Here is an 18,128-nt window from a genome sequence, read left to right on the forward strand (position 1 = left end):
CACAGGACAGGTTAGGGAAGAAGGAAGGGAGCCGGAGAGAGAATGAGCGGAGAGAAGAAAGGATTTTTCAGCCGTCTGAAAGAGGGATTGAGTAAGACAAGGGATAATATCGTGAATGGGATCGATGATCTGTTTAACGGGTATTCAATGATCGATGAAGAGTTTTACGAAGAACTGGAAGAAATCCTGATTATGGGCGACATCGGTGTCAATGCCACCAACGCCATACTGGAGCGTCTGCGGGGACAGGTGAAAGAGAAGCATATGAGAGAGCCCGCCGCCTGCAAGCAGCTGTTGATCGACAGTATCCGGGAACAGATGCAGGTCGGAGAGACCGCCTATGATTTCGAGAAGGAGCAGTCGGTCGTGCTTGTGATCGGAGTCAATGGTGTGGGCAAGACGACATCTGTCGGCAAGCTGGCCGGAAAACTGAAAGAGCAGGGACGCAAGGTAATTCTGGCGGCTGCCGATACGTTCCGGGCTGCGGCAGGGGAACAGCTCACCGAGTGGGCAAACCGGGCCGGTGTGGAGATCATCGGCGGCAAAGAGGGATCGGACCCGGCCTCCGTTATTTTTGATGCGGTGAGCGCGGCCAAAGCGAGGGGCGCAGATGTGCTTCTGTGCGATACGGCGGGCAGACTGCACAATAAGAAAAACCTTATGGAAGAGCTGAAAAAGATCAACCGCATCATCGAAAAGGAATTTCCGCAGGCCCATCGGGAGAATCTTGTCGTACTGGACGGTACGACCGGCCAGAATGCACTGCAGCAGGCGAAAGAGTTTGGAGAAGTGACAGATCTGACAGGTATCATTCTGACAAAAATGGACGGCACGGCAAAGGGAGGAATCGCAGTCGCTATTCAGTCTGAGCTGCATGTGCCGGTCAAATATATCGGCGTGGGGGAGACGATTGACGATCTGCAGAAATTTGATCCCGATGAATTTGTCAACGCATTGTTTGAGACAGGAGAGGAACACTATGAGTAAGAATATGCTGACGCTGGAGGCATTTGAAGAGGCGGCGGAAGTCGTCAAAAAAGTGACGCTGGAGACAAAGCTCGTATACAGCGACTATCTGAGCAGCCAGACCGGCAACAAGGTGTATTTAAAGCCGGAAAATATGCAGTTTACCGGAGCTTATAAAGTGCGGGGCGCCTATTATAAGATGAGCACGTTAAGCGATGAAGAGCGTGCGAAAGGGCTGATCACCGCTTCTGCGGGCAATCATGCGCAGGGCGTGGCTTATGCGGCGAAATGTTACGGCGCCAGGGCAACGATCGTCATGCCGACGACGACACCGCTGATGAAGGTGACAAGGACGAAAAGTTACGGCGCTGATGTGGTACTGTACGGTGATGTTTATGATGAGGCGTGCGCTCATGCTCTTGAGCTGGCGGAGAAACATGGCTATACTTTCATTCATCCGTTTGATGATGAGGCGGTGGCCACCGGACAGGGAACGATCGCCATGGAGATCTTCAAGGAACTTCCGCTCGTCGATTATATCCTGGTGCCGATCGGCGGCGGCGGACTGGCCACAGGTGTGTCGACATTGGCAAAGCTGCTCAATCCCAAGATCAAGGTAATCGGTGTGGAACCCGCAGGCGCCAACTGTATGCAGGAGTCGATCAGGAACGGAAAAGTAACGACGTTGCCAAATGTGAGCACGATCGCGGACGGTACGGCAGTCAAGACGCCGGGAACGAATATTTTTCCCTATATTCAGAAAAATCTGGACGGTATACTCACTGTAGAGGACAAAGAGCTTGTCGTCTCTTTTCTCGATATGGTGGAGAATCATAAAATCGTTGTGGAAAATTCCGGCCTGCTGACGGTGGCGGCGCTCAAACAACTGAAGCCAGAGAAGAAGAAGGTCGTCTCGATTTTAAGCGGCGGCAATATGGACATTATCACGATGTCCTCTGTCGTCCAGCAGGGACTGATCTTCCGTGACCGTATCTTCTCCGTGTCTGTCCTGCTGCCGGATAAGCCGGGCGAACTTTGCAGGGTCGCCTCTGTGATCGCCAAAGAGAGCGGCAATGTAATCAAGCTGGAGCACAATCAGTTTGTATCTACGAACAGGAGCGCGGCGGTCGAACTGCGGATCACGATGGAGGCATTCGGTACTGAGCATAAGCAGCAGATTATCGGGGCGCTGGAGAAGGAGGGCTACTGTCCGAAAGTCGTAGCTACCAGTATCTGATGTGGGAGAAGGAGTTTGAACGGATATTTCAGAAAAAGCGTAGGAAAATAGCAGCGATCTATATTGGAAGCGCAGTCGGTATTGTACTGCTCACAATAGCGGTCATGATCTTTGCCGTTATGTCGGTGGACGGAACGACGGCATACCTTTGGACGGCACTGGCAAAGGATATTGAATGGCAGCACATTGGTAGTTTTTTGTTGATTTTTGCCGTTTATTTTCTCCCCTGCCTGATCTGCTGCGTCTTTGTGACGGTATCGGCCCGGCAGTGCAGGAGTGTTTTGAAGAAAGTGTCTTCCGGAGAACGGGAACAGCTCATGTGGCTCTTGCACAGCTATCAGAAGGGCATTGGTGCGGGCGATATTCTGGCGGCGGACAATTATTTTCTGTACCGGGAGAAATGGGGGTTTTTCTATCCCCGGCTGATCGCTTACCGTGATGTCGTCTGGTTGTATTTATCTCAGTCTAATTATGACGATATGGGTATGAATGCGAAGGGAACCCCTTCCGTCACGTCCGGGCCGCGCTTTTGTACGACCGTGTTTTATACGAGGGACAGGAAAAAACACCATATATTTATGGGAGATTATCATAAAATACTGGAGCGCTGTACCGAAGTGATACAGGGCTATGGCAGGGAGCAGAAGGCGCTGGCACAGGAACAGTTTATTAAATGGGAGAGTTTAGGCGGATGAACAGAAAGAGTATCAAAAAGGGGCTCAGAAACTATTTGGTCATTACATTGGCGGCGATCGTCTATGCGGCGGGGGTCAGTCTTTTTCTGGACCCTAATAATCTGGCGCCGGGCGGCGTGACAGGTATCGCGATCCTGCTGAACAGATTGATCGGGGTCAATACCGGTACGCTGATTATGATCCTCAATGTTCCGATTATCCTGCTTGGTATGTGGAAGTTTGGCTGGAAGTTTATTGTCTCTACCTTCTATGCGATTTTTGCGGTGTCTGCGGCCACGGATATTCTGGCGCCTGTAGGGGCGCTCACGAAGGAACCGATGCTGGCAGCGATCGCCGGCGGTGCGTTATCTGCGGCGGCGTTGGGCATTATATTCAGGGCGGGAGCGACGACAGGCGGTACAGACATCATTATCAAGGTACTGCGTCTGAAATATCCCCATATGCGGACCGGTTTTTTGTTTCTGCTCTCGGACGTGATGATTGCAGGCAGTTCCCTGTTTGTGTTCGGTGATGTAGACGTCGTCTTATATGCGCTGCTTGCGGTTTTTGTCATGTCGCGTGTGATGGATATTGTGCTTTATGGTACGGACGAGGCCAAACTGATTTATATCATCAGTGATAAGCCGAAGGAGATTGCAGACCGCATTCTGGAAGAAATTGAAATCGGTGTGACCTATCTGGATGGCCGGGGCGGCTACAGCAGCCAGAGCAAAGAAGTCATTATGTGCGTGACGAGAAAACAGCAGGCGCCGAAGATCGAGGAGATCGTGAAAGAGGAAGATCCGCGTGCCTTTATGATTGTGACAAGCGCTTCAGAGATATACGGAGAGGGCTATAAAAATATTTTTGCCGACAAAATATAAGGTTTGTCGGCAAAACATTGTTTTATGTGATGGGTATCTGATGGATGGCGTCAGGCCGGGAAGTAATAGACAGTGCCAAATGCACGGACATCGGTCTGCGCTGCCGTATCGCCGGAACAGCCATTTTCACTGGACAGGCCGTCCGCATATCCCTGATCTTTTAAATAAGTCTGAAAGATTTTCTCCGTCGTCGTGTCAGTGGAGATTTCCGTGCCGTCAGAGCCCAGTACTTTGACGGTCATTTTTTGATCTTCCATGATCGGTCCGATCAGAATATTTTCATAACTCTGTCCGAAATTCCGTTTTGAGATGGATTTGAACAGATCTTTTGTAAACTGGACCTGATTGCGGGAAGGATCGTAGATCAGATAATTTTTTTCCGTATGCAGTTCGAATCTATGATATTTTTTAAAGATAAGTTCCATATGCTTCACCTCTTACTATCACTACTATAGCAAGCATTTTTCTATATATAAATAATAAAAATTGCTATATATATTGCAAAAAATGCTCATTCACTCTATAATAATTCGTATGAAAAACTATGAGAAAACAGGATACCTGCAGGAGCCTTTCCGGCTTTTTCATCTGAAAGACAATGTCAGACAGGAAATCAGTCTGCATTACCACGATTTTTACAAGATTATTGTTTTTTATACGGGAACCGTCACCTATATGGTTGAGGGAAAATCGTATCTGTTAAAGCCAGGAGATATTGTGCTCGTAAACAGAAATCATATTCATAAGCCGACGATTGATGACTCTGTACCTTATGAGAGGACGATCTTTTATATTTCGGGGGAATGTCTGGAGAGCTGCCGCTCGGAAGGATACGATCCCTTTTTCTGTTTTACACAGGCGGCGGAGAAAAAAGATTATGTGCTGCGGGTGGAAGACTTTCTGAAAACGGAGGCAGGCGGCATTCTCGCTGCCATGGAATCAGGGGGAGAGCGGTATGGCTGGCAGGCAGAACGGCTGCTGCTGTTTCAGCTTTTCCTGTTGGCCGTAAATCGTATCTGCCAGGGCGGGGAACAGGAAGCGAAAATCTGTCCTCCCGCTGTGTATCACCAGAAGATTATTGATGCTATGACTTACCTGTCAGAACACATATTCGAAGAAATTTCCGTCGATGATCTGGCGGACGCCGTCTATATGAGTAAATATCATCTGATGCGGCAGTTTAAAAAAGAGACCGGATATACGATACACAAATATTTGACGGAAAAGCGGATTATGGCAGCAAAAGAGATGCTGCTGGCGGGTCAGCCGGCCACAAGTGTGAGCGAGGTGTGCGGTTTTCTTGACTATTCGACGTTCTTACGGGCATTCAGAGGGAGTGTGGGGATGACGCCTACGGATTTTGCAGCATCCCGGAAAGGCCGGAACTCGGGTGGAGGGCAAAATCTTCGGTGACAAAAACAGCTTCCACACCGGGGAGCGACTCCGCATAGGCCATACCTTTTTCCAGTCCGAGCAGGAAGCAGGCAGTGCTCAGTATGTCCGCATCGGCGGATGATTCGGTTACGATTGTGACAGAGAGCAGGCCATTGTCTTCCGGCATTCCTGTCCTGGTATTGAACAGATGATGGTAGCGGATGCCGTCCAGTGTAAAGTACCGTTCATAGACACCGGAAGAGACAAGGGAGACGTCCGCTGCGGTAAGTACGGCGATCGGGGTTCCTTCCATATCGAACGGTTTTTGGATGCCCAGTCTGAACGGTGAGCCGTCAGGCCTGTTGCCGAGGGCAAGCAGATTGCCGCCGAGATTGATGAGGGCGCTGTCGATGCCCTGACCGGACAGATAGTCTTTCAGCCTGTCGGCGATATAGCCTTTGGCGATGCAGCCAAGGTCGAGAGCGGCGCCGGGGTCTGACAAAGTGACCGTCGTTCCTTCGAGAGACACCTTCTGATAATTCACATGTGAGAGAGTGTCCGCGATCTGTGCCGGAGCAGGCAGGGCGTTTTCAGCAGTCTTTGTCCCCAGGCTCTCGGAAGAAAAGTCCCAGAGGTCTGACAGAGGCGCGACAGTGACATCGACAGCGCCGTCAGTGGCCTCGCAATAGGAGAGCGCTTTCGCCAGCAGATCTGCAGTCTCCGCTGTTACCTGGACAGGGTGTCCCTGGGCGTGGTTGATGTTCCAGATGTCGCTGCCTTCTCTTGTGCGGCTGAACATGGCTTCATATGTTTCACAGATCTGAAAGCACTCGGTAAAAATTTCTTCCGTACGGGCGGTGGAGAGACCGGCCGTGTCATAGAGGGTGAGAGTGATCACGGTATCAAAATAAAACCCGGTCCGGGAGACGGGCAGGGAATTTTTTCCGCAGCCGCACAGGGAAGCGGCGGCAAGAAAACAGCAGAAGAGAGACCATAGTTTAAAGGCTTTCCTTAAATATAATTTTTTATAAATTTTTTTCATATAAATTCCTCTGGCTTGTTTTTTTTCCTTAAATAGTATACTATAATACCGGGTTTTCGAAAAGTGTGATGAAGAGGGAAGTATAAGATGAAACTGACAGATGATTTTGATGATAAAAATTCCGGCGCAGCCCTTGTCTATATGGGGATCGCCGTATTCCTGACGGTCGTGACGATTGTGGGAGCCGTTGTGCTCCTCAATCAAAAGCCGCGCCGCAGTAAAGGCAATGAGGCAGAGACAGTGGCAGCCGAGACAGAGAGCGGGCCGGACATGCAGGAGTCGGTGAGCGACGATCCGTATATTTCCGGCAGCACATTGACGAGCGACGATCTGGACTTCTGGCATATGTATGACGAGACAGAAGATTTGCTGGAGGAAAAAGAGAAGGAAAAAGAAGAGGAAAAGGAAGAAGAGCAGGACCCTTCCACTGATGGAAGACATACAAAACTCGTGTCGGACGACGGGACGGAGGAGTGGATTGAGATCAATCCTTATCTGACGAAAAATACGTACGATCATTCCGGACTTGTCTATCAATATCCGATTATGAAATATTATGAGGACAGTGAGAAGATGTCGCGGGTCGGTATTCATGTCTCGGCGGATGACGGGGACGTGAATTTTGACAGGCTGAAAAAGGCGGGCATCGACTTTGTCATGATACAGATCGGTTCCCGGGGCTATGGCAGCGGTAATCTGATGGCGGACGATATGTTTTATGAGAATGTGAGGAAAGCGACCGAGGCGGAGATGGATTTCGGGGTGACCTTCTTTTCTCAGGCGATTACAAAGGAAGAGGCGCTGGAGGAGGCGGACAGAGTCATAGAAGGGCTGCAGGGATTTACGGTCGTATATCCGGTTGTCTTTGATATGGAATATGTGAAAAACGATACCGCCAGGGTACAGGGACTGTCCAGAGACGCCAAGACGGAGATTGCGATCGCTTTTATGGAGGCGGTCGAGGAGGTAGGTTATAAGGCGATGCTCTATGGGGACAAGGAATGGCTGATCCGGAAAGTGGACCTGACGAAGCTGATCAGCTACGACATCTGGCTGTCGCAGGAGGCGGATACGCCGGATTATCCTTATAAGTATACGATGTGGGAATATACAAAAAACGCCAAGGTAAACGGGATCAGTGAACCGGCGAAACTGAGCATCTGTTTTATCGACTATGCGTCGAAATGACGGAGCGCGGCATGGGACAGGAGATTGACAGGGAGGGATCAGAATGGAACCGAGAAAGGTTACGGTGACAAGAAATACGAAGGAGACGGAGATCACGCTGACGCTGAATCTGGATGGCAGCGGAATCTGCAAAATCGACACGGGAATCGGCTTTTTCGATCATATGTTGAGCGGCTTTGCCAGACATGGACTGTTTGACCTGGAGGTTGTATGCAGGGGTGATCTGCAGGTGGACTGCCATCACACGATAGAAGATGTGGGGATTGTGCTTGGGGAAGCCATCCGCCAGGCTGTGGGAGAGAAGAAAGCTATCAGACGCTACGGCAGTCAGATACTGCCGATGGATGAGGCGCTTGTACTCTGTGCCATCGATCTGTCAGGCCGTCCCTGCCTGCGTTTTGACGAGGAATATACCGTGGACCGGCTCGGAGAGATGGATACGGAGATGATTCATGACTTTTTCTATGCCGTTTCCTATCGGGCGGAAATGAACCTGCATATCAAAAAGCTGGACGGAACGAACAATCATCATATTGCAGAAGCCAGCTTCAAGGCCTTTGCCAAAGCGCTCGATGAGGCGACGATGGCCGAGCCGCGCATAGAAGGTGTGTGGTCGACAAAAGGGGTGCTGTAGTGTTTGCAGAGAGGCGGATGAAAAGAAAGTCTGTGTGTCCCTACGGCCGGTAGTCCATGATCCGCCGGGAGATGGGGAGCAGAGCATATAAGTCGGCGTAACGGGAAGCAGAGATGTTCTCAATGTAATTGGGGACATACTGCCTTGATACGCCGGCTTTTTTCAGGATGTCGACCGCCTTGTTGTATGCGATGGCGGCGAGTGTCTCGTTCTCATAATAGCCGATGACAAAATCACCGTTGATGTGTATTTTCGCTTTATAGCACGGTTTTCCCTGTCTTGTGGCGCGGCTGACACCATGATACCGGTTGAGGATCTCGATATTTTCATAACGGTAATCAAGAGGATCGCCGTTGACAAAACGATAGTCCCGGCCTTCAACGGCGTAGTTTTTGATGCCATAGCGGGAGGCGATACTCACCTGCATCCCGTAGTCTGACACAAAGAGGCGGCCGCCCCGCCGCATGATCTTACGGGACGAATAATAAAACAGGTCGTCCATGTCAAATTTCAGCACCAGATCAGGCGTCAGATAATAGTCAAAGTAGCGGATATGAATATAGATCGGATTGGCTATATAAATTTTATTGTCTCTGAAATTCAGCAGACTGACCCATTTTGCAAAAGGAAGTGCCTGATCTTCCGCGTATGACTCTAAAGTGACAGATGTGTCATTTAATAGGCATGAGGCCTCCTCATAAGCCTGATTGGCCGGAATTTCCCCGGGAAAACTTCCGAGGCTGATATGTTTGGTGCGGTAGGTGACGGAAGCACGGTAGTAAGTGGTGCCGTCTTTTTTTTTCGTGGCATAAACGCCGGGCAGACTCATAACAGGTTCCTTTCTCTCAGGTATCAGGCGCAGGTTACAGATTATGACTGATCACCGTATATTGTAGCAGAAACAGTCGCAGTTTGGAATCGCTTTGATTGCATTATGTATGCTTTCCCGCTATAATGAAGACAATGAGGGTAAGGAGGAAGCAGGCATGTATACGATTGTGATCGCGGACGATGAGGCGGGACTGCGACAGGCGCTGATCAGACGGATCGACTGGCAGGATGTGGGGTTTGAGGTCGTAGGTGAGGCGGAGAACGGTGCGGAAGCGCTGGAACTGGTAGAGAAGCTGGAGCCCGATCTGCTGCTGACGGATGTGAAGATGCCATTTATGTCCGGTATCGAGCTGGCGAGAGCGGTGCGGGAAATCCGGCCGACGATGCAGATCGCCTTTTTGAGCGGCTTTGACGATTTTACCTATGCCCAGCAGGCGATCCAGTATAATATTATCAGCTATATGCTGAAGCCGATCTCCTCGGAGGAGCTGACGAAAGAGTTAAAAAAAATCAAGTCAAAAATAGATGAGAGATTCGAAGAATTTACGAGAAAGACGACGCAGCAGGAGCAGTACGGTCTGACAGGGTTTGTGATGCCGCTTTTGCTGGATTCCTATCAGAGCAGTCAAAGTCAGGAGCGGGAAGCACTGCTTGAGCGGGAGGCGGTGTGCAGAGGGCTGCTGAAAGAGGCGTCTGTCTCTGTGTGCTATACGGTTCTGGTGACGAGCTTTTGGGACGACAGGGGCAACAATCTGACGGATGAATCGAGTGTCAATGCCGTGCGGCTGGTCTTTCGCAAATATGTGCATCATGTGAGCTTTTACAGTAACGGCCGCATTGTTTCTCTGCTGATAGCTGCCAGAGAGGAACTGGAGAAGCATCTTCACATTCTGGTGGAGGACATTTCCCAGAGTGTAAAGCGAATCCTTGGTCTGTCCGCATTTATCGGTGTGAGCCGTATCGTCTCTGAGCTTGGGAGTTGCCATGAGGCCTATATAGAGGCGATGGATGCCATGGGCTATTCCAGACGCGGCAATGAGGGAATCTATTTCATTTCCGACATTGAGCGGTGCCGGACTTTTGACCAGGAGAAAGTACAGAGCGCCGTCAACGAGATTGAGAATCTTCTGCGGAGCGGATCAGCGGAAGAGCTGGAATGTTATCTGAACGATTTTTTCGGGGAGATGGAAAAAGACAAAACCCAGCCGGTGACGATGCGCCTTGTGATGGCGCAGCTGATTGCCGCGGTCTTCCGGGTCGTATATGCAGTGGCGGTCAGCGAGGCTGTCCAGAGCCTGCAGCTTTCCCCACCTTTGCAGGGGTCTATCTTCTTCAGGGACATCGGGGAGATGCGAGAGCAGTATATCGCACTTTGTCTGACGGCGAGGGAACTGGTGGCGGAACATTATAAAAAGAGCGGCTGCGCGCTCTGTGACCGGGCGCTGGAGGTGATAGAAAACCGTTACATGGATTCCGAACTCTCCCTGAATTCCATCAGCAGTGAAATTGCAGTCAGCCCCAATTATCTGAGCGCACTGATCAAACGTTCCACGGGCAGTACGTTTGTGGATCTGCTCACGAAACGGAGAATGCAGGAGGCGAAACGGCTGCTTCTGGGGACGCCGATCAAGATCAGGGAGATTTCGGAGAAATGCGGCTATAATGACCAGCATTATTTCAGCTACTGTTTCAAGAAGTTTGAAGGCGTCTCCCCCAATGTGTGCAGGAGGCAGCATGAAGAGAACGAATCTGAAAAATAGGATTTCACTGGCGGCGGTAATGACAGGCACGGTCGTTGTCCTTGTACTGACTGTGCTGATGACGATCCTTTTGTTTTTTATCCGTCTATATGAAAATTCCATCGAACAAAATGCGGTTATCAGCAGTGAGCAGGCGGTCATACAGGTGATGAATACCGTGGAGACGTACACGGAAAATATGGCACAGGATATGGAGCTGCTCACTCAGAATATGCGCAAGTCTGACAGAGAGCGGGAAGAGTTCCTGCGCAGCTTTCTGGAGATCTCTCCCGATGTGGTGGCGATCATGACCTATGACGAGAGCGGAACACTGCAGGAGTGCTGGTCAGGCGGACAGAAGCGGAAGACTAAAGTGCTGAAAGACCTCTCATATATGGAAAAGCCCCCGGGAGAGGGACTGAGCATTTCCAAACCCCATGTGGAGACGCTGTTTGAGGAATATTATCCCTGGGTCGTCACCATATCCCAGAAAATGCAGGATCGTGAGGGATATGAACGACAGGTGTTCATGGATATTCGGTTTTCGAACATTGCCAGCTATATCGATGATGTGGGGATCGGCCGGCATGGGTATTGTTTTATTCAGGATACGGACGGCAACCTTGTCTATCACCCTCAGCAGCAGCTTATCTACTCCGGACTCAAGGAGGAGCTGACAGATGATCTGCGGGAACTTCCGGACGGCACGTATCCTTATGCGAATGTCATTTACACGATCCGCACACTGGAGAATTGTAACTGGCGGATCGTCGGTGTCAGTTTCGTGGACGAGCTGATCACAGATAAAATGGAACATATCGTGCGCATCTGTCTCGTGCTGCTTTTGCTCGTGCTCTCCACCGTTGTCGTTGTCGGAATGCTGTTTTCGTGGCTGTTTGCGGAGCCGGCCAACCGCCTGGCGAGAGCGATGGGAGAATTTGAAAAAGAAGCGGAGAATTTTCAGTTTGCCGCGGTGAGCGGTACCCGGGAGATTTCCGCACTTTCGGCATCGTTTGGGCATATGGTTGTACGTATCCAGAAGCTGATGGAACAGGTGCGTGAGGAGGAAATTTCTCTGCGAAAGACGGAACTGAATGCGTTGCAGGCGCAGATCAATCCTCATTTTCTGTATAATACGCTTGACTCCATTGCCTGGATGTGCGAGGAAGAGAGGACAAAGGAAGCGGTGGAGATGGTGGAGGCGCTTGCGCAGCTGTTTCGAATCAGTATCAGTAAGGGACATGAGCTGATTACGCTGGAAAAAGAGGTGCAGCATGCCCGCAACTATCTGAAAATACAAAATTACCGGTACAAAAATCAGTTTACGTATCATTTTGAGGTGGAGGAAAGTTGTCTGTCTTATCTGTGCAATAAGATCACATTACAGCCGATCATTGAGAATGCCATCTATCATGGGATTGACCGGATGGTGGACGAGGGCAGCATCTCGATCCGTATCTGTGAGGAAGCGCAGGCAATCCGCATGACCGTCACGGACAATGGAGTGGGCATGACGCCGCAGCAGTGTGAGGAAATCCTGTGTCGGGATGCAGGCGACCGTACCGGGATCGGCATCAAGAATGTCAATGACCGTATCAGAATTTATTTTGGAGAGGAATATGGGCTGTGTATCACAAGCGAGCTGGACGAAGGGACAGAGGTAGAGATCCGGATTCCTAAAATACGGGAGGGCGATTATGAAAACAAATAAAGAGAACAGAGTGATGCGCTACTTATTATCTGTCGTCGGTATTGTGCTTTTGATCGTCTGTTATGTGACAGGAATCCGCTATATCGTCCACAGTTTTCAGACGCCGGAGTCTGAGCGGGGCGAGGGCAGCAGACATTATGTGGCTGTGATCACGAAATCGACGACATCCGCTTTCTGGAGATCAGTGTTTGCCGGCGCCAATGCCGCAGGTACGGAATACAATCTGACGCTGTGTATGGAAGGACCGGACAACGAGGAGGATTACCAGACGCAGAACGAGATGATCGAACAGGCTGTGGAGGAGGGGGCGGAAGTGATCGTTTTCTCCGCAGTCGATTATCAGGCCAACGCCAATGCCATCGATGCGGCCGCGGCCGCCGGGGTCAGGATTGTCGTCATTGACAGTGATGTGGACAGCGATATGGTCAGTTGCCGGATCAGTACGGACAACTACCAGGCGGGACGGATGGCGGGCAGAGCCGTCCTTGCCGGCGATCAGGAGAAACTGAATGTTGGCATCGTCAATTTTGATAAAAATACTTCCAACGGACAGCAGCGTGAAAAAGGCTTCCGGGAAGAGATCGGGGAGGACCCGAGAGTGCAGATTGTAGATGCCATCAATGTGATCTCCACGACGGAAGATTCCAGGGAGCAGACAAAGGAAATGCTGCGCCGTCATCCGGAGATCAATGTGATTGCCACGTTTAACGAGTGGACAAGCCTGGGTGTCGGCTATGCCATCCGCGAGCTTGGTTTGTCCGAAGAGACCTTGGTCGTGGCGTTTGACAGTAATGTCGTATCGGTGGGAATGCTGGAGACCGGGGAGGTCGATGCGCTCGTCGTACAGAATCCCTATGCGATGGGGTATCTCGGCGTGGAATGCGCCTATCAGCTGATCAATAATATTCCGGTGGAACAGCCGCAGGTGGATACTTCTACGATGGTGATCACGAGAGAGACAATGTTTGAGGAAGAATGTCAGAAAGTGCTGTTTACGTTTGACTGACAGTTTTCTGACAGATGGTGTAAGATTTTGTACAAAAATCATAAAAATTTACATGGATTTTCCTGTTCTTTGTGGTATACTGATAATCACAACAGAGGTTGTAAATTTTTTAAAGGGAGGATTTTAAAATGAAAAAGAAAATTCTTGCTACATTGCTGAGCATGGCAATGGTAGCGACTCTGCTCGTTGGTTGCGGCAGCAGCTCTGATGCGCCGACAACAGCACCTGCAGAAGATGCGGCTGAGGCTCCTGCGGAAGCAGAAGAGGAAGCACCTGCAGAAGATGCAGCAGAGGCAGAGGACGGCGATGCGGAAGCAGCATCGGGCGATTTCGCTGATAAGAAAGTCGGCGTATGTATTTATCAGTTTTCTGATAACTTCATGACTCTGTTCCGTACAGAGCTTGAGAACTATCTTGTAAGCCTTGGTTTCTCTAAAGACAATATTACAATCGTTGACGGTGCAAATGACCAGGCGACACAGACAGGACAGATTGATAACTTTATTTCTCAGGGCGTTGATGTACTGATCATCAACCCGGTAAACTCTTCTTCCGCAGAGACAATTACGGACAAAGTGGTTGAGGCAGGTATTCCGCTTGTATACATCAATCGTGAGCCGGATGAGTCCGAAGAGAAGAGATGGGCAGATAACAACTGGAATGTTACTTATGTAGGTTGTGACGCTCGTCAGTCCGGAACATTCCAGGGCGAACTGATCTCTGACCTTGGTCTGGAGACAATCGACAAGAATGGCAACGGCAAAGTTGACTACATCATGATCCAGGGTGATCCGGAGAACGTAGACGCACAGTTCCGTACGGAATTCTCCATAAAAGCACTGGAAGATGCAGGATTTGAAGTAAACGAGCTGTTTAATCAGGTAGGTAACTGGCAGCAAGATCAGGCACAGTCTCTTGTTGCGAATGCACTTGGACAGTTTGGTGATGATGTGGAAGTTGTATTCTGCAACAACGATGCAATGGCACTTGGCGCTCTGCAGGCAATCGAAGCAGCAGGACGTACAGTAGGCGAAGACATCTTCTTAGTTGGTGTTGACGCTCTGTCCGAGGCTCTTGAGAACGTTATCTCCGGCAAGATGACAGGTACCGTATTTAACGATCACTTCTCACAGTCTCACAGTGCAGCAGATGCAGCAGTGAACTATCTGACAGGTGCAGGCAATGAGCACTATATTGGCTGCGACTATGTGAAGGTTACTACTGAGAACGCACAGTCTGTACTTGACAGCGTTAAATAATAACGTCTGACAGACAAAACAGATGAATCGGTGCGGGTGTTGGATGACGGCACCCGCACTTTTCTATGTGAAACGGGATACGGAGGGCAAGCGACTGTCCGTATTCACATACATAAACAATAAGGAGAAGCAGAATGGCTGAATACAAACTGGAACTAAAGGGTGTCTGTAAATCATTCCCTGGTGTGAAGGCGCTGGACAATGTAAATTTGTCCCTCCGCCCCGGAACAGTCCATGCGCTGATGGGGGAGAACGGTGCGGGCAAATCTACCCTGATGAAATGCCTTTTCGGCATCTATAAAATGGATGAGGGAGAGATCTTTCTCGACGGGAAAAAGATCGTGATCGGAAATCCGGATGAGGCGATGAAACACGGAATTGCCATGGTGCATCAGGAATTGCAGCCGGTACCCGCAAGAAGTGTGGCGGAAAATCTTTATCTGGGACGATTTCCCACCAAAAATTTCGGTCCGCTGAAGATGATCGATCATAAGACGATGTATGCGGAGACGGAAAAATGGCTGAAAGAAGTGAAAATGGATTTTGACCCGAAGGCACAGCTTGGAACATTGTCGATCGGGCAGATGCAGTCTGTGGAGATCGCGAAAGCAGTTTCCCAGCAGGCGAAAGTCGTTATCTTTGATGAACCGACTTCTTCACTTTCCGATAATGAGGTGGAGGCTTTGTTCCGTATTATGAATGATCTGCGGGATAAAGGCGTGACGATGGTATATATTTCTCATAAGATGGATGAGATTAAGAGAATTGCTGATGACATTACGATCATGAGGGATGGTACTTACGTAGGGACATGGCAGACAAAAGATCTCACAACCGACCAGATCATTGCCAAAATGGTTGGCCGGGAGCTGACAAATGTATATCCGCCGAGGCAAAATGAACCCGGTGAAGTTATCATGGAAGTGAAAAATCTCTGTTCCATTCATGCCAATTCTTTCCAGAATGTCAGTTTCACCCTTCGAAGGGGCGAGATTCTCGGATTTGGCGGTCTGGTAGGTGCACAGAGAACAGAGCTTATGGAAGGCATCTTCGGTATCCGCGGCGTGGAGTCCGGAGAAGTTTACATAAACGGGAAAAAGGTGAAGACGAAACATCCGATCGATGCGATGAAAGCCGGCATCGGTCTGATCACAGAAGACCGGCGCGGAAACGGTATTTTTGGCTGTCTGTCGATCAAAGATAACGTAGGTGTGTCGATCTATAATAAATACCTCAAAGCAGGATTTGTACTGGATCACAAAAGGATCAACGGTATCGTTGATGAAAATATTGAGAAGCTCAGAATTAAGACGCCGAGCATGAAAGAGCATATTTCCAATCTGTCGGGCGGCAATCAGCAGAAGGTTATTGTTTCCAGATGGCTGGCCAATGATCCGGACGTACTGATCATGGATGAACCGACCCGTGGTATCGACGTGGGGGCAAAGCACGAGATCTATGAGATCATGAACGAGCTGGCGAAACAGGGAAAGGCGATTATTATGATCTCTTCCGAAATGGCAGAACTCCTTGGTATGGCTGACAGAGTCTACGTGATGTGTAATGGCAGGATGACCGGTGAGATCACGGAGAAGGAAGAGATGAATCAGGAACGTGTCATGAGTTTTGCGACCCAGTTCTGACAGAGAAGGAGGATAAAAAAGAATGGATAAGACAAAGAAGAAAAAAATAACAGACTTTCTGATCAATAACGGTGTCATTATCGTTATGTTTGTGCTGGTAATCTATACCGGTCTGACAGCGGATAATTTCTTTACAAGCAACAATCTGTTGAATACATTGATGAACATGAGCTTCCGTCTCGTCATCGCACTCGGCATTGCCGGCTGCGTGATCACTGCCGGCTGCGACCTGTCCGCAGGACGTATGATCGGTTTTGGCGGCTGTATCGCCGGTGTGCTGTTGCAGAGAATGGATTTTTCCGGTAAGTTCTTCCCGGATATGGAACCGATGAATGTTTTTCTGGTAGCGATCATTGTTATGTTGATCTGTGCGGCTTTCGGTTCCGTTACCGGATTTTTCATCGCGTATCTGAGCGTGCCGCCTTTTATTGCGACGCTGGCGATGATGGAGATCGTTTATGGTATCAATATGATCTTTACGAATGCGACCCCTCTTGGCGGCTTTGTGAAGGAATATACGGACGTAGCGAGCGGCAAGTTCCTCGGTATCAGTTATCTGATCTGGATTGCGGTCATTGTGGCGGCGATCACCTGGTTTATCTTTAATATGACCCGTCACGGAAAATATATGTATGCGGTAGGCGGAAATCCGCAGGCGGCGGAAGTAGCCGGTGTCCCCGTAAAGAAAACGCTGATTCTGATTTATATGAAAGCGGCTGCGATGTATGGTCTGGCTGGATTTATGCTCGGGGCGAAGTCCGGAGGCGCTTCCGTGCAGCTTGGATATGGTTATGAGATGGAAGCCATCGCTGCATGTACGATCGGCGGAGTATCCGTTACCGGCGGACGAGGCAGAGTGTCTTCCGCGATCGTCGGTGTTGCCGTGTTTGAACTCTTAAAAGTGGCATTGCAGTATCTTGGCGTCAATGCGAACGCACAGTGGATCGCGATCGGTATCGTTATCTTTATCGCAATCTCGCTTGACATCAGAAAATACATTGCGAAGAAATAAACATAAAAATAACAAGAACTATAACAAGAATAAGATATTGTTGTTATTTATGTTCCAGAGCGGCCGGAGAGAATATCCGGCCGCTTTTAGGTGTGCGGGGGGGCATCGGTTGATATAATAAATTCCGTGCATAATTTTAGTACAACCTGTATAGAATTATATGGGTGAAGAATTATGTATAAAAAATATGGACTTTTACTTGTTCTCAGTAATCTGGTCGTGCTTGCGTCCTTCTGCTGTCTTAAAATTGCGGAGAGGAGTCAGTATGCGGCCACACCGGCGTTTCAGCTACAGCTTGAAAATATCATGCTGGAAGAGGAAGCGAGCAGTATGATCGGCAGTATGGAGCGCGCCGAATCAGGGCAGCGTATTGTGGATTATCAGGTGTTGGAGCGGCCGGAATTTTCCTTTACGGACAATGAGTTCCAGATTCTGTGCAGGATCGTGGAGGCGGAGGCTGGAGGCGAGGATATGAATGGCAGGATACTGGTGGCCAATGTGATCCTAAATCGGGTGGAAAGCCAGTCATTTCCGAATACGATTGAGGGTGTTGTGTTTCAAAAAAATAACGGGACATTTCAGTTTTCTCCGATTCGTGACGGACGCTATCAGAATGTTAAAGTGTCGGAGGAGACAAAAGAGGCGGTGCAAAGGGCGCTTTTGGGAGAAGATTACTCAAAAGGGGCTCTCTATTTTGTTTCCAGAAAGGGAGCGGCACCGGACAAGATGCGCTGGTTTGACAATCATCTGACACGACTGTTTCAATATGGCGGACATGAGTTTTTTCTCTGATCGCCCGCCCCCCTGAGAGGTTCGGCCAAAGTTTCATTGCGGGGAAAGTTGCTTTATGATATAATATCGAAGGATATTAGATCGCCGGATGGCGTTGATTTTCATGTCTGAAGGACAATAAAAGGAACGCAGATTA

General features: G+C 49.5%; 17 protein-coding genes. 14 read left to right on the forward strand and 3 right to left on the reverse strand.

From position 1 onward, the window contains the following. Positions 1-42: 42 nt before the first annotated feature. The 4 genes from ftsY to V1224_07360 are packed head-to-tail and all read left to right on the forward strand — an operon-like array spanning position 43 to position 3,761. Positions 43-987: a signal recognition particle-docking protein FtsY gene (ftsY, locus tag V1224_07345; GenBank protein WWR17231.1), complete on the forward strand. Its 945-nt coding sequence runs from the start codon at positions 43-45 to the stop codon at positions 985-987. A 4-nt stretch (positions 988-991) separates the two neighbouring features. Beyond that, positions 992-2,203 carry a threonine ammonia-lyase gene (gene ilvA, locus V1224_07350; GenBank protein WWR17437.1) on the forward strand — a complete coding sequence of 404 codons (1,212 nt, stop codon included), beginning with the start codon at positions 992-994 and terminating at the stop codon, positions 2,201-2,203. After that, a complete protein-coding gene (locus V1224_07355; protein WWR17232.1) occupies positions 2,203-2,898 on the forward strand; it encodes a hypothetical protein in 696 nt (231 codons plus the stop codon). Before ilvA ends, V1224_07355 begins: the two co-directional genes overlap by 1 nt. Further along, on the forward strand, positions 2,895-3,761 hold the full coding sequence (locus V1224_07360; GenBank protein ID WWR17233.1) for a YitT family protein: 867 nt from the start codon (positions 2,895-2,897) through the stop codon (positions 3,759-3,761). The genes V1224_07355 and V1224_07360 overlap by 4 nt, the downstream gene beginning before the upstream one ends. A 50-nt stretch (positions 3,762-3,811) precedes the next feature. On the opposite strand, the gene V1224_07365 is transcribed toward V1224_07360, so the two are convergent. Then, complete coding sequence (locus V1224_07365) at positions 3,812-4,186, reverse strand: hypothetical protein (GenBank protein ID WWR17234.1); 375 nt, start codon at positions 4,184-4,186, stop codon at positions 3,812-3,814. A gap of 109 nt (positions 4,187-4,295) precedes the next feature. Here V1224_07365 and V1224_07370 point away from each other — a divergent pair, with 109 nt between their 5' ends. Further along, positions 4,296-5,174: an AraC family transcriptional regulator gene (locus V1224_07370; GenBank protein WWR17235.1), complete on the forward strand. Its 879-nt coding sequence runs from the start codon at positions 4,296-4,298 to the stop codon at positions 5,172-5,174. On the opposite strand, the gene V1224_07375 is transcribed toward V1224_07370, so the two are convergent. Beyond that, positions 5,113-6,177 carry an FAD:protein FMN transferase gene (locus V1224_07375; protein WWR17236.1) on the reverse strand — a complete coding sequence of 355 codons (1,065 nt, stop codon included), beginning with the start codon at positions 6,175-6,177 and terminating at the stop codon, positions 5,113-5,115. The genes V1224_07370 and V1224_07375 overlap by 62 nt on opposite strands. A gap of 87 nt (positions 6,178-6,264) precedes the next feature. Here V1224_07375 and V1224_07380 point away from each other — a divergent pair, with 87 nt between their 5' ends. Then, positions 6,265-7,365, forward strand: coding sequence for a glycoside hydrolase family 25 protein (locus V1224_07380; GenBank protein ID WWR17237.1), 1,101 nt, complete (start codon positions 6,265-6,267; stop codon positions 7,363-7,365). Positions 7,366-7,408: 43 nt separating this feature from the next. After that, complete coding sequence (hisB, locus tag V1224_07385; GenBank protein ID WWR17238.1) at positions 7,409-7,999, forward strand: imidazoleglycerol-phosphate dehydratase HisB; 591 nt, start codon at positions 7,409-7,411, stop codon at positions 7,997-7,999. Positions 8,000-8,039: 40 nt separating this feature from the next. Here the strand turns inward: hisB and V1224_07390 are convergent, their stop codons facing one another. Continuing rightward, a complete protein-coding gene (locus V1224_07390) occupies positions 8,040-8,828 on the reverse strand; it encodes a hypothetical protein (protein ID WWR17239.1) in 789 nt (262 codons plus the stop codon). 157 nt (positions 8,829-8,985) lie between these two features. On the opposite strand from V1224_07390, the gene V1224_07395 reads away from it, so the two are divergent. The 7 genes from V1224_07395 (at position 8,986) to V1224_07425 (ending at position 17,992) form a co-directional block, all read left to right on the forward strand. Beyond that, a complete protein-coding gene (locus tag V1224_07395) occupies positions 8,986-10,590 on the forward strand; it encodes a response regulator (protein WWR17240.1) in 1,605 nt (534 codons plus the stop codon). Continuing rightward, complete coding sequence (locus tag V1224_07400) at positions 10,565-12,280, forward strand: sensor histidine kinase (protein WWR17241.1); 1,716 nt, start codon at positions 10,565-10,567, stop codon at positions 12,278-12,280. Before V1224_07395 ends, V1224_07400 begins: the two co-directional genes overlap by 26 nt. Next, the gene (locus V1224_07405; protein WWR17242.1) at positions 12,267-13,286 is read left to right on the forward strand and encodes a substrate-binding domain-containing protein; all 1,020 of its coding nucleotides are present in this window, start codon (positions 12,267-12,269) and stop codon (positions 13,284-13,286) included. The genes V1224_07400 and V1224_07405 overlap by 14 nt, the downstream gene beginning before the upstream one ends. Positions 13,287-13,414: 128 nt before the next feature. Continuing rightward, entirely contained in the window at positions 13,415-14,545 is a 1,131-nt protein-coding gene (locus tag V1224_07410) for a galactose ABC transporter substrate-binding protein (GenBank protein ID WWR17243.1), read from the forward strand. 134 nt (positions 14,546-14,679) lie between these two features. Next, positions 14,680-16,188, forward strand: a complete 1,509-nt coding sequence (locus V1224_07415) for a sugar ABC transporter ATP-binding protein (protein ID WWR17244.1) — start codon at positions 14,680-14,682, stop codon at positions 16,186-16,188. Between the two features lie 22 nt (positions 16,189-16,210). After that, positions 16,211-17,200: a beta-methylgalactoside transporter gene (locus V1224_07420; GenBank protein ID WWR17245.1), complete on the forward strand. Its 990-nt coding sequence runs from the start codon at positions 16,211-16,213 to the stop codon at positions 17,198-17,200. Positions 17,201-17,374: 174 nt separating this feature from the next. Beyond that, on the forward strand, positions 17,375-17,992 hold the full coding sequence (locus V1224_07425; protein ID WWR17246.1) for a cell wall hydrolase: 618 nt from the start codon (positions 17,375-17,377) through the stop codon (positions 17,990-17,992). The last annotated feature ends 136 nt before the right edge of the window (positions 17,993-18,128 follow it).

Source organism: Lachnospiraceae bacterium JLR.KK008 (assembly GCA_037015955.1).
In the GTDB taxonomy this organism is placed as follows: domain Bacteria; phylum Bacillota; class Clostridia; order Lachnospirales; family Lachnospiraceae; genus VSOB01.

What these genes read in the sequence shown, in the direction of transcription:
- ftsY (WWR17231.1), top strand. Translation starts at nt 43, where the DNA reads ATGAGCGGAGAGAAGAAAGGATTTTTCAGCCGTCTGAAAGAGGGATTG.
- ilvA (WWR17437.1), top strand. Translation starts at nt 992, where the DNA reads ATGCTGACGCTGGAGGCATTTGAAGAGGCGGCGGAAGTCGTCAAAAAA.
- V1224_07355 (WWR17232.1), top strand. Translation starts at nt 2,203, where the DNA reads ATGTGGGAGAAGGAGTTTGAACGGATATTTCAGAAAAAGCGTAGGAAA.
- V1224_07360 (WWR17233.1), top strand. Translation starts at nt 2,895, where the DNA reads ATGAACAGAAAGAGTATCAAAAAGGGGCTCAGAAACTATTTGGTCATT.
- V1224_07365 (WWR17234.1), bottom strand. Translation starts at nt 4,186, where the DNA reads ATGGAACTTATCTTTAAAAAATATCATAGATTCGAACTGCATACGGAA.
- V1224_07370 (WWR17235.1), top strand. Translation starts at nt 4,296, where the DNA reads ATGAAAAACTATGAGAAAACAGGATACCTGCAGGAGCCTTTCCGGCTT.
- V1224_07375 (WWR17236.1), bottom strand. Translation starts at nt 6,177, where the DNA reads ATGAAAAAAATTTATAAAAAATTATATTTAAGGAAAGCCTTTAAACTA.
- V1224_07380 (WWR17237.1), top strand. Translation starts at nt 6,265, where the DNA reads ATGAAACTGACAGATGATTTTGATGATAAAAATTCCGGCGCAGCCCTT.
- hisB (WWR17238.1), top strand. Translation starts at nt 7,409, where the DNA reads ATGGAACCGAGAAAGGTTACGGTGACAAGAAATACGAAGGAGACGGAG.
- V1224_07390 (WWR17239.1), bottom strand. Translation starts at nt 8,828, where the DNA reads ATGAGTCTGCCCGGCGTTTATGCCACGAAAAAAAAAGACGGCACCACT.
- V1224_07395 (WWR17240.1), top strand. Translation starts at nt 8,986, where the DNA reads ATGTATACGATTGTGATCGCGGACGATGAGGCGGGACTGCGACAGGCG.
- V1224_07400 (WWR17241.1), top strand. Translation starts at nt 10,565, where the DNA reads ATGAAGAGAACGAATCTGAAAAATAGGATTTCACTGGCGGCGGTAATG.
- V1224_07405 (WWR17242.1), top strand. Translation starts at nt 12,267, where the DNA reads ATGAAAACAAATAAAGAGAACAGAGTGATGCGCTACTTATTATCTGTC.
- V1224_07410 (WWR17243.1), top strand. Translation starts at nt 13,415, where the DNA reads ATGAAAAAGAAAATTCTTGCTACATTGCTGAGCATGGCAATGGTAGCG.
- V1224_07415 (WWR17244.1), top strand. Translation starts at nt 14,680, where the DNA reads ATGGCTGAATACAAACTGGAACTAAAGGGTGTCTGTAAATCATTCCCT.
- V1224_07420 (WWR17245.1), top strand. Translation starts at nt 16,211, where the DNA reads ATGGATAAGACAAAGAAGAAAAAAATAACAGACTTTCTGATCAATAAC.
- V1224_07425 (WWR17246.1), top strand. Translation starts at nt 17,375, where the DNA reads ATGTATAAAAAATATGGACTTTTACTTGTTCTCAGTAATCTGGTCGTG.